Origin of the sequence: Nocardioides sp. YIM B13467, assembly GCF_042788075.1 — a bacterium.
In the GTDB taxonomy this organism is placed as follows: domain Bacteria; phylum Actinomycetota; class Actinomycetes; order Propionibacteriales; family Nocardioidaceae; genus Nocardioides.
In genome coordinates this window covers 3,764,918-3,779,143 of sequence record NZ_JBHZPJ010000046.1, presented here as the reverse complement: position 1 = coordinate 3,779,143, position 14,226 = coordinate 3,764,918, and the positions used below count along the sequence as shown (strand labels likewise).

Here is a 14,226-nt window from a genome sequence, read left to right as displayed (position 1 = left end):
CACGGTGTCGGCCCCGTCGTTCAAGTTCCCCTCGTACGGGACCGGTTGCTACTACGGCAACGACTACAAGGTCACCGTTCCCGTCAGCGGCCTCGGTGCCGAAGGTGGTGACATCGACGTCGAGCTGCGCGTCACCGCCCCCGACAGGCCCATCGTCGACATGAACTTCGACTACAGGTCGGTGACGGCCAACGGCACGTACACGTTCACCCTCGACGGGTCCATGTTCTGCCACTACCTCGACAAACGAGGCACCTACACCGCGCAGGCCATCGTGACGGTCACGGACTGGGCGACGTTCGCCGAAACGAAGCGGACCGCCACGAAGACATTCACCGTCTCGAACACCCGCCGTGCCTCGCAGATCGCCTACACCGGCAAGACGAAGTCCGGCGACCATTCGTGGAAGGTCACCGGCACGCTCACCAGGAACGGCGTCCGGCAGGTCGGGAAGACCGTGAAGCTGCAGGTGAAGAAGGACGGCGTCTGGCGCACGGTGAAGTCGGCGAAGACGTCGGGGCAGGCAGGGAAGCGCGGCACCGTCGCGATCGTGTGGAACCCGCCCAGCTCGCGCAACTACCGCCTGTACTACGCGGGTGACGCCTACACGTACGCCGACGCGTCCGGGGCGTTCTGGCTCCGAAACCGCTAGCGGACGACGCGACCTGGGAGTCCTTAGGTCACCTGGTGACCTCAGGACTCCCAGGATCCCTTTCCCGGCGGTCGCCTCGACCTCGAGGCCAAGGGGAGTGGCAGACCGTCGGGGGACGGGCAACGAGCGCGTCACCGCGTCACACGACGGTGGTGTAGGACAGCACGAGCACGCCGATGGCGATGCCGAGGAAGCCCAGGCAGTTGATCCAGAGCTCGAAGCCGAGGAACCGTGCCCGAACGTGCGCGACGACCGCGGCGAGGAAGTACGCGACGACGCCGACGTTCGCGGCCAAGCCGATGCCCTCGTGCCAGATGCCGGCGAGCAGACCGGTCACGGCGAGCGACTTGATGGCGATGAGCGCCCACCAGTAGTCCTCGGGGAACGCGACGCCGTTGAGACAGGTCCGGATGAATCCGGCAGGCCGCAGGGACAGGGCCACGTCGAAAGCCAGCAGCCCGGCGAGCAGCAGCTGTGGCCAGTCGGGATCAGGAATGAGGGTCACGGTTCGGCCTTTCGCTGGCGAGGTGCTGCAGGACGGCGACGAAGTCCTCGCCGGGTTTCGGGTCGTTCGGGTCGCCCGTCCCGGCACTCATGAAGAGCGTGCCGAGATACGCGAGGTGCACGGCGATGGCTGTCTGATCCGCGACCTCGGGATTGAGGCCGGTCTGCTGCAGGGTCTGGGAGATCTCGCGCCGCAACGTCGCTGCGAGGTCGTGGAACACGCCTGCCCGATGCTTGCCGCTGACGAGTGCAGCGGCGTAGTCCTGCGCGAGGGTGGGGTTGGCGGCGAACATCTCCACGAAGGGGGCGAAGATGTCGAGCAACGCGCCGACGGCGTCCCCGTCGGGGGCCACGGAGGCCTTTGTGTCGCGTTTCTCGTGCACCTCGCCGATGCGACCGTCGAAGACCTCGACCAAGAGCGCCGACTTGTCTCCGACAGCCATCACGGTGCCCACGCTGACGCCTGCGGCCTGGGCGATGTCGCGGACAGTGGTCGAGTCGAACCCGCGCTCCTCGAACATCTGCGCAGCCACCGCGAGCACGTGCTGACGTGTGGCCGCCCGCCGTTCCTGGCGTTTCATGCGGCAGGCCGCCGTTGATGAACATGTTCACTGAACATGTTCATCAACCTATCCGGGTGCTGTCCCTCGCGTCAATCCGCTGAGCCGCGTCACCGGCAGGTCCGGCCGGGTAGGTTGGCGCCATGCCGCTCGAGACCGGTGCCGTCGCGCCCGACTTCACGCTCCCCGCCCAGGACGGTACGTCCGTCACGCTCTCCCCGCTGCTCGAGAAGGGCCCGGTGGTGATCTTCTTCTACCCGGCCGCCGAGACGGCGGTGTGCACCAAGGAGGCCTGCCACTTCCGTGATCTCGCCGGGGAGTTCGAGGCGCTCGGCGCCCACCGGCTCGGGATCAGCAAGGACAGCGTGGAGAAGCAGGCCGGCTTCGCCGCCAACCACGACCTCGACTATCCGGTCCTCTCCGATCCCGCCGGGGCGGTCGCCGAGCTCTACGGGGTGAAGCCCAGCCTCCTCGGCAAGCTCGGGCCGCTGCAGCGTACGACCTTCGCCATCGGCACCGACGGACGGATCAAGACGGTCGTCGAGGGGATGCTCAAGGCCGAGATCCACGCCGACGAGGCCCTCGCCGCGCTCAGGGACGACGTGGAATGACGACCACCATCGCCGTCACCGGGGCCACCGGCTACGTCGGCGGTGCCGTCGCCCGTGCGCTCGGCGGCTCAGACGCGACACTCCGACTTCTCGTACGGGACACCGCCAGAGCCCCCGACATCCCCGGAGCCGACGCGTTCGCGGTCACCTACGGCGACAGAGAGGCCGCGGTGAGGGCTCTCGAGGGCGTACAGACCGTGCTCATGGTCTCGGCCGCCGAGTCGGCCGACCGCCTGGAACAGCACCTCACCTTCGTCGACGCCGCCGCGTCGGCCGGGGTCGAGCACATCGTCTACACCTCCTTCTTCGGTGCCGCGCCGGATGCCGTCTTCACGCTCGCGCGCGACCACTTCGCGACCGAGGAGCGGATCAAGGCGAGCGGGATGGGCTACACCCTGCTGCGCGACAACTTCTACCTCGACTTCCTCCCGTCGTTGGTCGGCGAGGACGGCGTCATCCGGGGTCCGGCCGGCAACGGGCGCTTCGCGGCGGTCGCACGAGCCGACGTGGCGCGCTCCGCGGTGGCCACGCTCACGGCGCCGCAGCATCACCGAGGGCTCACCTACGACCTCACTGGCCCCGAGGCGCTCACCATGAGCGAGGTCGCCGACATCCTCACCGAGCATCGTGGGAGTGAGGTGCGCTATCACGACGAGACGATCGAGGAGGCCTACACGTCGCGTCGCCGTTGGGAGGCGCCCGACTGGCAGTACGACGCCTGGGTCTCCACCTACACCGCGATCGCCGCAGGGCAGCTCGACGGAGTCAGCACCGCCGTAGCCACTCTCACCGGGCGTGATCCTCTGAGCCTCCGCGACTACCTCGCCGCCGGCTAGCCTGCGATGCCACCCTGGTGGCGGATCAGGCCTCATGGACCATCGTCACGCAGCTGCCCGTTTCCTTTGCCTCGCGCATGGCGCGGTCTGAGAGGTCCAACAGGAGCGGTACCCCAGGAGGCACCGCGGAGGTCCACACCGCGACACCGATTGACGCCGTCAGGATCACCGTCCTCGGGGTCTGGTCCAGGGGCGTTGTTACGGTGATCGGCTTGCCTAGCTCCATTGCAAGTCGTTCGAGTTGCGCGTCCGGCGGCGGATAGGGGAGAACGAGGACGAACTCATCACCTCCGAACCGTCCCGCCAGGCTGCCGTCGTCCCGGCTGCGCAGGCGCTTGCCGATCTCCGCAAGCGCGGCGTTTCCGGCGAGATGGCCGAACGTCGAGTTCACTTCCTTGAACCGATCGAGGTCGATCCAGAGCACCGCCCGTGCATGTCCACTGGCCAGCAGCGCGGTGGTGTCGGCTTCCCACTGATCGCGCGTCAAGAGGCCGGTCAGGCTGTCACGGCGCGACGCGTCAATCTGCCCCTTGAGCTTGCTGATTTCGACTTCGAGCTCTTGAGCCCATGCTCGCGTTTCGCTCGTCCTGCGCGCCTCGAACCGACGGCGGTGCCTCTGCCAGAGTCCGTAGCCGAATGCGCCGCTGGCGGTTGCCGCGAACAAGGCGATCGCAAGCCTTGCCACTGGGCATCGTCCCCCGCCCGCCGTTGTCAGGACCGACCGGAACAGGCGTTCCGCACCCGCCTGTCGGCGTCGCAGCGTACCGATGAGCTCGCTGCATTTGGCCCGCTTGAGGTAGGGCGGCAGCAAAGATTGCGACCACGTTGGAGCACGTTTCCGATGTCGTAGCAGTCGCGTTGGCGTTGTGAGTCAATGGGCCGACATCCGTCGCCAACGCGCTGCTCGAGATCGGCACGGGACGTCACGGTGACGGTCGTGGTGCCCAATTGGCTGGAGTGGTGCAGCGACGACTTCATCGATCTCGAGCTCGCCCAGCCCGGCCTGGTCGTCCCCGCGACCGTGACCCACCCGGCCTTCTCGCGACCACGGCCGCTGAAGTGCCTTCCGCTCGTCGACGGCGAACCGGTGCGCCTCCTCGACGTCTTCCCGACCACCCTGTCCACCGTCGCCGAGTCCATCGACGAGCGCTTCGACGTCGATCCCCACCGGCGTACGAGCGACCACTGGATGGCGCTGGAGCAGAAGGAGATCGACCGCTTCCAGAGCAAGCTCATCAAGCGCATCCGCTCCGCCGGCGACCGCCGCGTCGGCCCCCGGTTCCTCCGCGACGTCATCCGAGTGTCCACCGCAGCGGCGGTCTTCCCGGGCCTCACCTGAGCTCATCGGATGCAGGTCGGCGGCTCTACGCACGCTCGGCTGGTAGGTGGAGATGCCTCCGTCGGATCGATCTGCCTGCGCGTCACCCGGATCCGGCGGTTCGAGCCGGGCAGGAGGGGAGTGCTGAACCTGCCCGGGGTGGGTACCGGTGAGATTCACACCGCGGTCGGGCCGACCGCAGGGAGGTCGTGGACAACATGAAGGTGGTCGTCATCGGTGCGTCGGGAAACCTCGGCAGCGCCGCCATCCGGGCACTCACCGCGGACGGGGCCGCCGAGGTCGTGGCCGTCGCGCGCCGCGCTCCGGACGGCCCTCGGTCCAGTCCCCATGCCTCCGTCGAATGGCGTGTTGCCGATGTGTCGACGGCCAACCTGGAGCCGGTGGTGGAGGGTGCCGACGCGGTCGTGCACCTCGCCTGGAAGTTCCAGCCGACGCACCGCCCCGAAGAGACCTGGGCCACCAACGCCGTCGGCACCCGCCGGGTTCTCGAGGCCGTCGCCCGGGCAGGTGTCCCGGCGCTCGTGTGTGCCTCATCGGTAGCTGCCTACTCACCGGTCTACCACGACGATCCGATCGACGAGACCTGGGAGACCGACGGGGCGTCTGCCGCCGCATACTGCCGGGAGAAGGCGTACGTCGAACGGGCTCTGGACGCCTTCTCCTGCAACCACCCCGAGGTCCGTCTGGTCAGGGTTCGGCCCGCGTTCGTCTTCCAGCGCTCCGCGGCCAGCGAGCAACGGCGCATCTTCGGCGGCGCCCTGGCCAGGCCCGCGCTTATGGACCGTCGGCGGATCCCGATGGTGCCGGTACCCGCAGGCCTGCGGTTTCAGGCGGTCCACGCCGGCGACATCGGCCGGGCTCTGGCCACCGCGGCGACCACCGATGTGACGGGCGCGTTCAACCTGGCTGGTGCGGGGGTGATCCGCCGCGACGAGATCGGTGAGCTGCTCGGTGCTCGAACGGTCGAGGTCCCCTCAGCGGCCATGCGTCACGGCCTGGATGCGGCCTGGCACGCACGGCTGGCGCAGGTCCCCGGCAGCCTGCTGGGCGCGGTCATGCAGTTGCCCCTGATGTCGACCGCCCGCGCTGAGCTGGAGCTCGATTGGCGACCGCGCCACTCGGCCATGGACGCGCTCGAGGCTGTCCTCTCCGGGATCCCGACGAAGGCGGGCAGCCAGCTCCCGCCCTTACGTCCCTGACGTCCAGAGAAGGAGCAGCCATGAACGACGACATGTTGCACGCCTACCTGCAGCACCACTGGGCAGGGTCCAGCGCTGGGGTCGCGATGTTCGAGCGGGTCGCCCGCTCGCACTCCGATACCGACGTCGCCGCCCGAGTACGACAGCTGGCGACCGAGATCAACGAGGACCGGGAGTACCTGCGGCAGATCATCGAGGCGACCGGAGCGACCCCGTCGCGCATCGCCGCGACGACGGGTCGGGCGGTGGAGTTCGCCGGCCGGTTCAAGCCGAACGGCCGACTGGTGCGTCGCTCGCCGCTCTCGGACCTGTTCGAGATCGAGGCACTGCGTGACGCAGTGACCGCGAAGCGGGCCGGGTGGCAGCTGCTGCGCGCCGCAACCGAGGACGACGTACGTGTCGACCCGCTGCGGCTGGACGAGCTCATCCGCCGCGCCGACGACCAGCTCGCCCGGCTCGAGGACCTGCACCTGCGGGTGGGGCGTACCGTCATCAGGGCCTGACGGCGATCAGCGGCAGCCCTCGACGAGGCCAGTGAACCCCACACCCGCCGTGTCCTCCTGGCAGGCGACCTCGCCGCGGCAGCCGATGTGGGGAGCGCCAGTAGATCAGCCTGGAATCAGCTTGGAGACGTGGTAGTGGCTCAACGTCCAGCCGGTTTGTCCACGTTGTGCGATGACGGTGAGGTAAACCGTCACGTCCCCATCGGGCCGCGTGAACAGCACTCGGGCATACCCGGCGAGGGCGTCCGGGGCGATCTCGCGTGTGGAGAGTAGCTCGTACGCCGCTCGTAGACCGACCGGCTGCTTGGCGTAGTAGTGGCTGATGTAGTCGCGCCCGACACCGGGAGCGGGGTCGAAGCCCTGGAAGAGCGCGTTCTCGGTGAAGAGGGCGGCGACATCGGTCGGCCGGTGTTCGGCGACAGCTGTGGCCCACTGGTCGAGCACGGTGCGCAGTTCGTGCTCCGCGCTGAGGGTCTCGCTGGTCATGGAGGTTCTCCTTCGGGTGAGGTGGGACGCTCAGTGGCCGGCGCTCTGGCCGCCGTCGATGTGGAGGAACTCGCCCGTGACGAACGGAGACTGCTCCAGGTAGAGCACGCCGCGGGTCACGTCGTCGATCTCGCCCAACGCTCCAACAGGGTGGAGTGCGGCGAGGAAGCCATGGGTCTCGGGTGAGTGCATGGGTGTCTTGATGATGCCGGGCGAGACCGCGTTCACCCGGATGCCTCGGCCGGCGTACTCGATGGCGAGCGACTTGGTCGCGGCCGCGACCCCACCCTTGCTGAGGGACGCCAGGACCGAGGGCACCGCTGCGGATGCGCTCTCGACCAGGGTGGTGGTCACACTGACCACATGCCCGCCCTCTTCCTGCTCGAGGAGTTGTCCGAGCGCCGCCTGCGTGATGTGGAAGAAGCCGTCCAAGTTGGTGCGCTTGATCGCCTCGTAGTCCTCGACGGTGTAGTCGGTGAACGGCTTGGCGACGAAGATGCCCGCATTGTTGATCAGCGTGTCGACCCGACCGAACCGCTCGATTGCCGTCGCGATCACGCGCTGCGCGACCGTGATGTCGCCGATGTCGCCGGCGACGGTCTGGATGTCGTCGGTCGAGGCCGACTCGATGGATCGAGAGTTGGCGACGACTGCGTAGCCGAGGTCCTGATAGGCCGCGACGAGCGCGGCTCCGATTCCTTGTGAAGCGCCGGTGATGATGGCGACCTTTCGTGTGCTCATGGCGACAAGAACATAGACGGTCGGTCAACTATTCCGCTAGGCGGTCGGTCTACAATCGGCAGCGTGGGACGGACTTCTGATGCGGGCGAGCGGCTCGTCGCTGCAGCCACCGAGTTGTTCGGCGAGCGGCCCTACAGTTCCGTCGGCGTGGCGGAGATCGCCGCCCGCGCCGGTGTGCAGAAGGGCTCGTTCTACTACTTCTTTCCGTCGAAGGAGGCCTTGGCGCTGGCCGTCGTCGACGCTCACTGGGTGTGGCAGCGTGGAGAGTGGACCGCGATCCTGGCGGGATCGGGCACGGCGCTGGAGCGTCTTCGGGGGATCTTCGATGCAACCGCACAGATGCAGGCGTCGGCACTGCGCGGGACTGGAGCGGTCACGGGTTGCCTGTTCGGCAATCTCGCCCTCGAAGTCAGCGCGATCAACCCCTCGTTGCAGAAGAGGCTCCAGGAGATCTTCGACGAGCAGGTCCAGATCATCGCCGAGCACCTGGCCGCTGCGGTGGACGCCGGCGAGATCGAGCTCGTGGACGCGCGGCTGGCTGCGAAGTCGATCGTGGCCCAGCTCGAGGGGCTCGTGCTCTTCGCCAAGCTGTTCAACGACCCTGGTGAGCTCGACGCCCTCTGGGGCAACAGTCTGCGACTGATGGGCATCGCCCTGCCTGCAGGGCAGTCGGCTCAGCTGTAGGGCGGACGCCGCTGACCTGCGCTCCGACTGCCGAGCGGGGGAGCGCGACGGCGCGCGGCGTGCACTGAAATCGGCGGCGGCGGGAATAGGGCCGTGTCCTCTACGTTTAGTAGACGGTCGGTCAACTATGAGCCGGCCCTGAGAGAAGGGACTCACCCCATGTCTGAAAACGTGAAGGTCACGATCGTCTACTACTCCTCGACCGGTACCACGGCCGAGGTCGCACGCGAGCTGGAGAAGGGACTGCTGGCCACCGGCGCCGAGGTGCGCCTCACCAAGGCCCCGGAGCTTGCCCCGCTCTCGGCCATCGAGTCGAATCCAGCGTGGGCAGCGAACCACGCCACCACGTCGGATGTCCCGGAGGCGTCACCGGAAGACGTCGCGTGGGCCGACGTCGTCCTCTTCGGCACGCCGACCCGGTTCGGAAACGTCTCCGCACAGCTCAAGCAGTTCATCGACACGCTCGGTGGGCTGTGGGCCGAGGGCAAGCTGGTCGACAAGGTCTACAGCGGGTTCGTCTCGTCCTCCAGCCTCCATGGAGGCCAGGAGACGACGCTGCAGTCGCTCTACACCTCGGTGCATCACTTCGGAGGGATCCTCGTCGCGCCCGGCTTCACCGACCCGGTCAAGTACGACGACGGCAACCCGTACGGAACGTCCCACGTGGATGCCCAGGGGACCAATCCGGTCGGTGACGTCACCCGGGCATCGGCCAAGCACCAGGCCCAGCGAGTGGTCGAGATCGCCCGGCTTCTCAAGTCCGGACGGGCAGCCTGAGAAAGGAGACGACCGATGGTTGAGTTCATCGTTGAGATCACGACCGTGGTCCCTGACGGGACCCCGCAGGCGGAAGTCGATCGACGTCGGGCCGCTGAGGCGGCCCGGGCTGCGGAGCTGGCGCTGAGTGGCCACCTCGTTCGGCTCTGGCGGCCGATCGGCGAGATGCGGAGCATCGGCCTGTGGGTCGCCGACGACGAGGCGGACCTGCGTGCGAACGTCCTGGAAACATTGCCGCTGTCCCCGTGGATGACCTTCGACGTCACCGCGGTGGCATCACATCCGAACGACCCGGCCGCTCGCGGCCACTGAACGACACACTCCGTCACCGCGCTGCACCTCGTCGGGCCCTCACGGGGCTGCGGTGAGGAACTGGGCCTCGCCACCACCGAAGGACCAGTCATCCTCACCGTTCTCCACGGCGGCGACGACGAGGTCAGCCGGCCGGGTGGCAGCGCAGCGTGCCGTCATCGAGGACGACGGACGTCTCGACCAGCTCGCCCGGATCAGGACCCGCACCTGCGGGTGGGGCGTACCGTGATCAGCGCATGACGATCGAGCCCGCGGGTTACCTGGTGTCATGACGTCACCGACCTGTCTGATCCTGAACTGCACCCTCAAACGCTCGCCCGACGAGTCCAGCTCCGAGCTGCTCGGGTCCCAGATCCTCTCGGCGCTCACGGACCACGGGGTGAAGGGCGAGGTGGTCCGGGTCGTCGACCACGACGTCCGCTTCGGAGTGACCACCGACGAGGGTGATGGTGATGCGTGGCCCCAGCTGCGCGAGCGGATGCTCGCCGCTGACGTGCTCGTGCTGGTCACCCCGATCTGGCTGGGCCAGCCGTCCTCGGTGTGCAAGATGGTGCTCGAGCGCCTCGACGCCGAGCTCGGCGAGACCGACGACGCCGGCCGTATGCTGACCTACGACAAGGTCGCCGGGATCGGCGTCGTCGGCAACGAGGACGGCGCCCACCACGTCACCGCCGAGCTCTGCCAAGCCCTCAGCGACGTCGGCTTCACCATCCCCGCCGGCGCGGCGACCTACTGGGTCGGCGAGGCCATGCAGGGTGTGGACTACAAGGACAAGAAGCCGACACCGGAGACCACCGCGGGAACGACAAGGACCCTGGCCCGCAACCTGGCCCACCTCGCCGGCCTGCTGGCCGAGTCGCCCTATCCGGCGGGGGAGTGAGGTGACGTCAGCGGCGCTCGTTCACGCTGTGACCGCCGCGGCGGGTCGGCGGGCGGGGATGCGGCGACGCCAAGCGACCAGGCCGACGGCGGCGGACAGTGCCACCGCCGGTCCGGTCAGGATCGCGCCGTAGAAGGCTTGCTCCGTGGTGAAGGGCACCGTGTACGTCAGCCACAGCAAGGCGGTCAGCGGTAGGCCCGCCAGCATCGCGGTGTGATGGATGCGCCATTCCTCGCGTGCGGTGCGGTCGTCCGCCTCCCGCAGGTTGAGGGCGGTGAGCGCGATGCCCAGGGCGTTCGCAACGATGGCCGTGATCGTGATCCGGTCGAGGCCGTCGAAGGCCGCGGCGTACCCGACGGTCAGGGCGGCGGCACCGATCGTGGACACAACCAGCGCACCCCGTTCGAGCGCCGGCCCCGGCAGCGGGGTGAGTTGCTCGCGCCTGCGGGCGACCGGCACTCGGCGTGACGCGAAGGCCGCCGCCATCGGAGCCCATACGGCCAGGACGCTGGCGCCGGCGAGGTTCGTGACCAGCTGGGTCGAGTCCGGCCAGGCAAGGCCGAACAGCAGGTAGAGGACGCGGAGGAACGGCGCCGTGCAGAGCAGGGCGAAGGCGTACGTCATCAGGATCCGGTGGCTGGACAGGTGGCCACGCCGGATGGCGAGCCAGCCGAGCAGCGTGGCCACCAAAGTGCCGATCGCCAGTGCCCACAGTTGCAGGTAGAACGCCGGGCCGTCGAAGGTCCCGTCCGGGCCGACGAGGAGCAGGTAGGTGATCGCGCCGATCATCGAGACGACAGCCAGCGAGCACTGTACGCGGCCGACCTGCCGGTGGACGGCGATCTTGGTCCGGCTGCGGCGTGAGAGCTGGAAGACGGAGAGCGAGATCGCGAGCGCGCCGACGGTGGTGTGTGCCAGAAGGACCGTGCGGTGCTGCCCGTAGTTCTCGTGCTGGACCTCGTGGATCGAGCCCGGCCCGAGCGCCTGTCGCTCGCCGACGACGCCCGCGAACGTGTGGTCCCAGAGCCGGGGCGCGTCGTCGGTGAACAGACGCGCCGTGAACTCCAGCGCCATGGGGGCGTAGAGGAGCACCACGACTGCTGTCGCGATCCAGGCCGAGCGCGCACACAGATCCCTGCGAGTGATGGACATATCGGCATCATATGTCCAATTTGGACTGTGGGTCCAAAATAGGTTCGACGCCTCCCCTACGATGGGGGCATGGCAGGTGATCCCGGCACCCAGACCTCGGCGCGCCGAGGTGCAGCACGCCAGGAACGGACCCGCTCGGCGATCCTCGAGGCGACGGAGACCGTCCTTGCGACCAGCTCCATAGACGCCGTCTCTATGGCGGAGATCGCCCGCCGCGCGGGAGTGTCGCGCGCGTCGGTCTTCGGCCACTTCGGCACCAAGGACGAGCTGGTCGCGGCCGCCGTCGAGCGCATCGCCGGCTACGCGATCGAGGGGATGCAGCAGGCGTACGAGGCCGATGGGTCGGCCTTCGATCGCGTCATGGCCTCGGGGTCGGCCTACCTGGAGATCCTCGTCGAGCATCCGGCGATGCTGCGCTACCTCGTCGCGCGGACCCTGCGCACCTCGACGTCGCCGATCGATCAACGCGTCGAGGATCTGATCGAAGCCCTGCGGGCGGAGTTCGAGGTCCAGATCCAGTCGGCCGTCGACGCGGGAGAGATGCGCCGGCTCGACTCGCGCCTGCTGTCCTACTTCCTGTTCGGCGCGTGGCCCGGTGCCGTGGCCCTCGCTCTCGGTCCGCCGGAGAGCCGGCTCAGCGTCGACGAGGTCAGGACCGCGATCGCGACCGCGCTCGAGGTCTTCGAGCGCGGGCTGCGACCGTGACCCCGCCCGGGGATCCGGCCCGTGTCGCCTCGGCCGGCGACCCCACGCCAGCTGACCTCAGGTGAGAAGGGCGGTGATCCGATTGGCGCATTCGACGACTTCGGCGCCGTACATCTGGCCAGGCGAGGAATCGATACGCGACACCGGCACGACGACGCAGACTGCCGCGAGATAGGCGCCGTCACTGATCACTGGAGCGCTGACGCTGCTGAGTCCGGCCGCGCGCTCTTGGACGGACTCGGCCCAGCCCTCGCTGTTGATGTCGCCCTGGAGGGCCCGCGCAGCCGACCCGCCGTGGGCGAGCGGGATGGCCGTACCCGGCTGGAAGTGTGCCCGTAGTTCATGGCTGGCGTTGACCTCGGCGCTGCACACGCGCTGGTCGCCTCGGGCGACCCAGAGCATCGAGGTCTCGTTGATCCGATGTGAGAGGTGCTCGAGCAACGGAGTAGCGACCTCGACCATGCGCGTGGTCAAGAATCTGGGCCCCAGATGGAAGCGACCGTCGGGCGAGCGCTGAAGCAGCCCATGGCCCAGGAGTGCATTGGCGAGCCGCGCCGCCGTGGGAAGGCTCATACCGAGGGCCTTGGCGATCTCTGTGGCTGTCGAGGGGTTGAACTCGCACAGGTCGAGAATGGCGACCCCCTTGTCGAGGACCCCCACTCGCCTTTCCTGCCTTGCCTCATCCACACCGGGGAGGTTACCGGTTGGGGTAAGCGCTCTCGCGCATCGCTTGTGTGTTTCGGGGGCGGAGGCCTGGGGACGGCGTGTCGAACCGCTGGCGGGACTTACTCACAGTGAGGTCGGCACGACCACGCCGAGCAGCGCAAGTATCGGGGCGGCGACGACCACGTATCCGGTGTAGCAGAGCATCCGGCGCTGCAGGCGGCGACGATCTTCCACCTCCGCGCTCGAGAGCACGATGACACCGTTGGTCGAGAACGGGCTGACGTCCACCACGGTTGCGCAGAACGCGAGCGCTGCGATGAAGCTGACTGCGGGGAGGTCCCCGGTCGCGAGCAAGGGCGCGGCTATCGGCAGCGAGATGAGGATGATGCCGATCGAGGAGCCAACCGCGGAGATGATGCCGACGGCCAGGAACAGAACGAGCGCGGTGAGCAGCGGCCAAGGAAGCTCGGTCGCCTTCTCGCCGGCGAAGTTGATCGTCCCGTTGGCGGTCAGGACGCCCATATAGGTCACCACTCCGCAGACGAGGAGTGTCGCCGGCCACGCGATCGATCCCATGGCTGCCTCGGCGCGACGTGGCGCGATGAGCAGGAGGAAGGCGCTCAGGCACATGGATGTGACGCCCACGTCCAGTCCGCTCAGCACCGCGACCAAGAGGACGCCGATGCTGAGAAGTGTGACCACCGGCTCCCACCTCGTGCTCGAAGAGGTGGGAGCTGGCTCCGTTGTGACCGTCGGCTGCAAGGTCGCAACGAGCTGAGCGGAACTTCGATCGCTTCCGGCTGCATCCTCGAGGTCGCCACCTGCGGCGCCACGCCCCCGTGCCAGAGGGCTGCTGCCGTCGTCGTGGCTGCCGTTCGTAGGGTCGGCGGAAGGTCTGCTGCGGAGCAGGTCCCTGCCTCGTACGGCGAAAAGAGCAACGGCGAACACCACGTTCAGAGTGAACGGAACGAAGAAGAGCGTCAACGGTGGCACGTCGATACCCAGGTCGCCTGCGACCGTGCCGACACCAGCCGAATAGACGGTGATCGGGGAGAACGCCGTGCTGAGGGCTCCGTGACTGATCATCATGCCCATCAGCAGTGGGTCGATCTTGTACCGCCGGGCCAACGGCATCGCGATCGGTGCCAGCATCGCCACAGCCATCGGCGAGCCGAGCGCCATCAGCACGGCGGCGAGAAAGAACATCAGCCACACGATGGCCCACGGTCTGCTCCGCACGAGACGCAGCGAACTCCTCATGATCAAGTCAACTGTTCCGTTCGCGCGGGCGATACCGAATAGCAGCGTCAGCCCGACAACGATGACGAACAGGTCGCCCGGGAAGTACGAGATCACCTCCTCGGCCGAGAAGCCAGATGCAGCCCCGCCGACGATGAAGGCGGCTGCGAACCCGAGGAGTCCCATATTGATGGGCCGCGTCGTCGCTATGGCGAAGAGCGCCGCCAGGACGGCGATGGAGACGAAGTAGACCATGCGTACCTCCGGACTGGGTGAGAGTCTCATATAATGAGAGCGATCAGTCACCATGTGGAGTGACGTGGGTCACTCTATGGCGCGCGCCACACGCTGGCAAGCGATGCGAAGGCAAGTGGTGAGTG

At 67.9% G+C, this 14,226-nt stretch carries 19 protein-coding genes; 11 read left to right on the top strand and 8 right to left on the bottom strand.

Features of this window, described 5'->3' with window-relative positions; genetic code table 11:
- Positions 1-4 precede the first annotated feature (4 nt).
- Positions 5-652 (top strand): hypothetical protein, encoded by a 648-nt coding sequence (locus tag ACFX43_RS25270; RefSeq protein ID WP_378837394.1) that lies wholly within the window; start codon positions 5-7, stop codon positions 650-652.
- 139 nt (positions 653-791) lie between these two features.
- On the opposite strand, the gene ACFX43_RS25265 is transcribed toward ACFX43_RS25270, so the two are convergent.
- Together ACFX43_RS25265 and ACFX43_RS25260 are read right to left on the bottom strand one after the other, a co-directional pair.
- Positions 792-1,157, bottom strand: a complete 366-nt coding sequence (locus tag ACFX43_RS25265; protein WP_378837390.1) for a DoxX family protein — start codon at positions 1,155-1,157, stop codon at positions 792-794.
- Positions 1,141-1,737: a TetR/AcrR family transcriptional regulator gene (locus tag ACFX43_RS25260; protein ID WP_378837387.1), complete on the bottom strand. Its 597-nt coding sequence runs from the start codon at positions 1,735-1,737 to the stop codon at positions 1,141-1,143. Before ACFX43_RS25260 ends, ACFX43_RS25265 begins: the two co-directional genes overlap by 17 nt.
- Positions 1,738-1,859: 122 nt before the next feature.
- On the opposite strand from ACFX43_RS25260, the gene ACFX43_RS25255 reads away from it, so the two are divergent.
- Positions 1,860-2,327, top strand: a complete 468-nt coding sequence (locus ACFX43_RS25255) for a peroxiredoxin (protein ID WP_378837384.1) — start codon at positions 1,860-1,862, stop codon at positions 2,325-2,327.
- Positions 2,324-3,163, top strand: a complete 840-nt coding sequence (locus tag ACFX43_RS25250) for an SDR family oxidoreductase (protein ID WP_378837380.1) — start codon at positions 2,324-2,326, stop codon at positions 3,161-3,163. Before ACFX43_RS25255 ends, ACFX43_RS25250 begins: the two co-directional genes overlap by 4 nt.
- 25 nt (positions 3,164-3,188) lie before the next feature.
- On the opposite strand, the gene ACFX43_RS25245 is transcribed toward ACFX43_RS25250, so the two are convergent.
- Positions 3,189-3,848 carry a GGDEF domain-containing protein gene (locus ACFX43_RS25245; protein WP_378837377.1) on the bottom strand — a complete coding sequence of 220 codons (660 nt, stop codon included), beginning with the start codon at positions 3,846-3,848 and terminating at the stop codon, positions 3,189-3,191.
- A gap of 189 nt (positions 3,849-4,037) precedes the next feature.
- Here ACFX43_RS25245 and ACFX43_RS25240 point away from each other — a divergent pair, with 189 nt between their 5' ends.
- The 3 genes from ACFX43_RS25240 to ACFX43_RS25230 all read left to right on the top strand — a co-directional run bounded on the left by ACFX43_RS25240 (position 4,038) and on the right by ACFX43_RS25230 (position 6,204).
- Positions 4,038-4,502, top strand: coding sequence for an STING domain-containing protein (locus tag ACFX43_RS25240; protein ID WP_378837370.1), 465 nt, complete (start codon positions 4,038-4,040; stop codon positions 4,500-4,502).
- Positions 4,503-4,699: 197 nt separating this feature from the next.
- Complete coding sequence (locus ACFX43_RS25235; protein ID WP_378841133.1) at positions 4,700-5,701, top strand: NAD-dependent epimerase/dehydratase family protein; 1,002 nt, start codon at positions 4,700-4,702, stop codon at positions 5,699-5,701.
- A 20-nt stretch (positions 5,702-5,721) separates the two neighbouring features.
- Positions 5,722-6,204: a hypothetical protein gene (locus tag ACFX43_RS25230; RefSeq protein WP_378837365.1), complete on the top strand. Its 483-nt coding sequence runs from the start codon at positions 5,722-5,724 to the stop codon at positions 6,202-6,204.
- Between the two features lie 105 nt (positions 6,205-6,309).
- On the opposite strand, the gene ACFX43_RS25225 is transcribed toward ACFX43_RS25230, so the two are convergent.
- Both ACFX43_RS25225 and ACFX43_RS25220 read right to left on the bottom strand, forming a co-directional pair.
- Positions 6,310-6,690: a YybH family protein gene (locus tag ACFX43_RS25225; protein WP_378837360.1), complete on the bottom strand. Its 381-nt coding sequence runs from the start codon at positions 6,688-6,690 to the stop codon at positions 6,310-6,312.
- Positions 6,691-6,720: 30 nt separating this feature from the next.
- Positions 6,721-7,431, bottom strand: coding sequence for an SDR family NAD(P)-dependent oxidoreductase (locus ACFX43_RS25220; RefSeq protein ID WP_378837355.1), 711 nt, complete (start codon positions 7,429-7,431; stop codon positions 6,721-6,723).
- A 63-nt stretch (positions 7,432-7,494) separates the two neighbouring features.
- Here ACFX43_RS25220 and ACFX43_RS25215 point away from each other — a divergent pair, with 63 nt between their 5' ends.
- The 4 genes from ACFX43_RS25215 (at position 7,495) to ACFX43_RS25200 (ending at position 10,084) form a co-directional block, all read left to right on the top strand.
- Positions 7,495-8,115, top strand: coding sequence for a TetR/AcrR family transcriptional regulator (locus tag ACFX43_RS25215; RefSeq protein WP_378837347.1), 621 nt, complete (start codon positions 7,495-7,497; stop codon positions 8,113-8,115).
- A 159-nt stretch (positions 8,116-8,274) separates the two neighbouring features.
- Positions 8,275-8,892 carry an NAD(P)H:quinone oxidoreductase gene (gene wrbA, locus ACFX43_RS25210; protein ID WP_378837340.1) on the top strand — a complete coding sequence of 206 codons (618 nt, stop codon included), beginning with the start codon at positions 8,275-8,277 and terminating at the stop codon, positions 8,890-8,892.
- 15 nt (positions 8,893-8,907) lie between these two features.
- Entirely contained in the window at positions 8,908-9,204 is a 297-nt protein-coding gene (locus ACFX43_RS25205; RefSeq protein ID WP_378837333.1) for a muconolactone Delta-isomerase family protein, read from the top strand.
- Positions 9,205-9,472: 268 nt separating this feature from the next.
- Entirely contained in the window at positions 9,473-10,084 is a 612-nt protein-coding gene (locus ACFX43_RS25200; RefSeq protein WP_378837329.1) for a flavodoxin family protein, read from the top strand.
- A gap of 21 nt (positions 10,085-10,105) precedes the next feature.
- On the opposite strand, the gene ACFX43_RS25195 is transcribed toward ACFX43_RS25200, so the two are convergent.
- Positions 10,106-11,236 (bottom strand): DUF2306 domain-containing protein, encoded by a 1,131-nt coding sequence (locus ACFX43_RS25195; protein WP_378837325.1) that lies wholly within the window; start codon positions 11,234-11,236, stop codon positions 10,106-10,108.
- 69 nt (positions 11,237-11,305) lie between these two features.
- Between ACFX43_RS25195 and ACFX43_RS25190 the strand changes: the two genes are divergently transcribed.
- Positions 11,306-11,941: a TetR/AcrR family transcriptional regulator gene (locus tag ACFX43_RS25190; protein ID WP_378837321.1), complete on the top strand. Its 636-nt coding sequence runs from the start codon at positions 11,306-11,308 to the stop codon at positions 11,939-11,941.
- Between the two features lie 57 nt (positions 11,942-11,998).
- Here the strand turns inward: ACFX43_RS25190 and ACFX43_RS25185 are convergent, their stop codons facing one another.
- Together ACFX43_RS25185 and ACFX43_RS25180 are read right to left on the bottom strand one after the other, a co-directional pair.
- Complete coding sequence (locus tag ACFX43_RS25185) at positions 11,999-12,601, bottom strand: IclR family transcriptional regulator (RefSeq protein WP_378837315.1); 603 nt, start codon at positions 12,599-12,601, stop codon at positions 11,999-12,001.
- Between the two features lie 129 nt (positions 12,602-12,730).
- Complete coding sequence (locus ACFX43_RS25180) at positions 12,731-14,101, bottom strand: SLC13 family permease (protein ID WP_378837302.1); 1,371 nt, start codon at positions 14,099-14,101, stop codon at positions 12,731-12,733.
- Between the last annotated feature and the right edge of the window lie 125 nt (positions 14,102-14,226).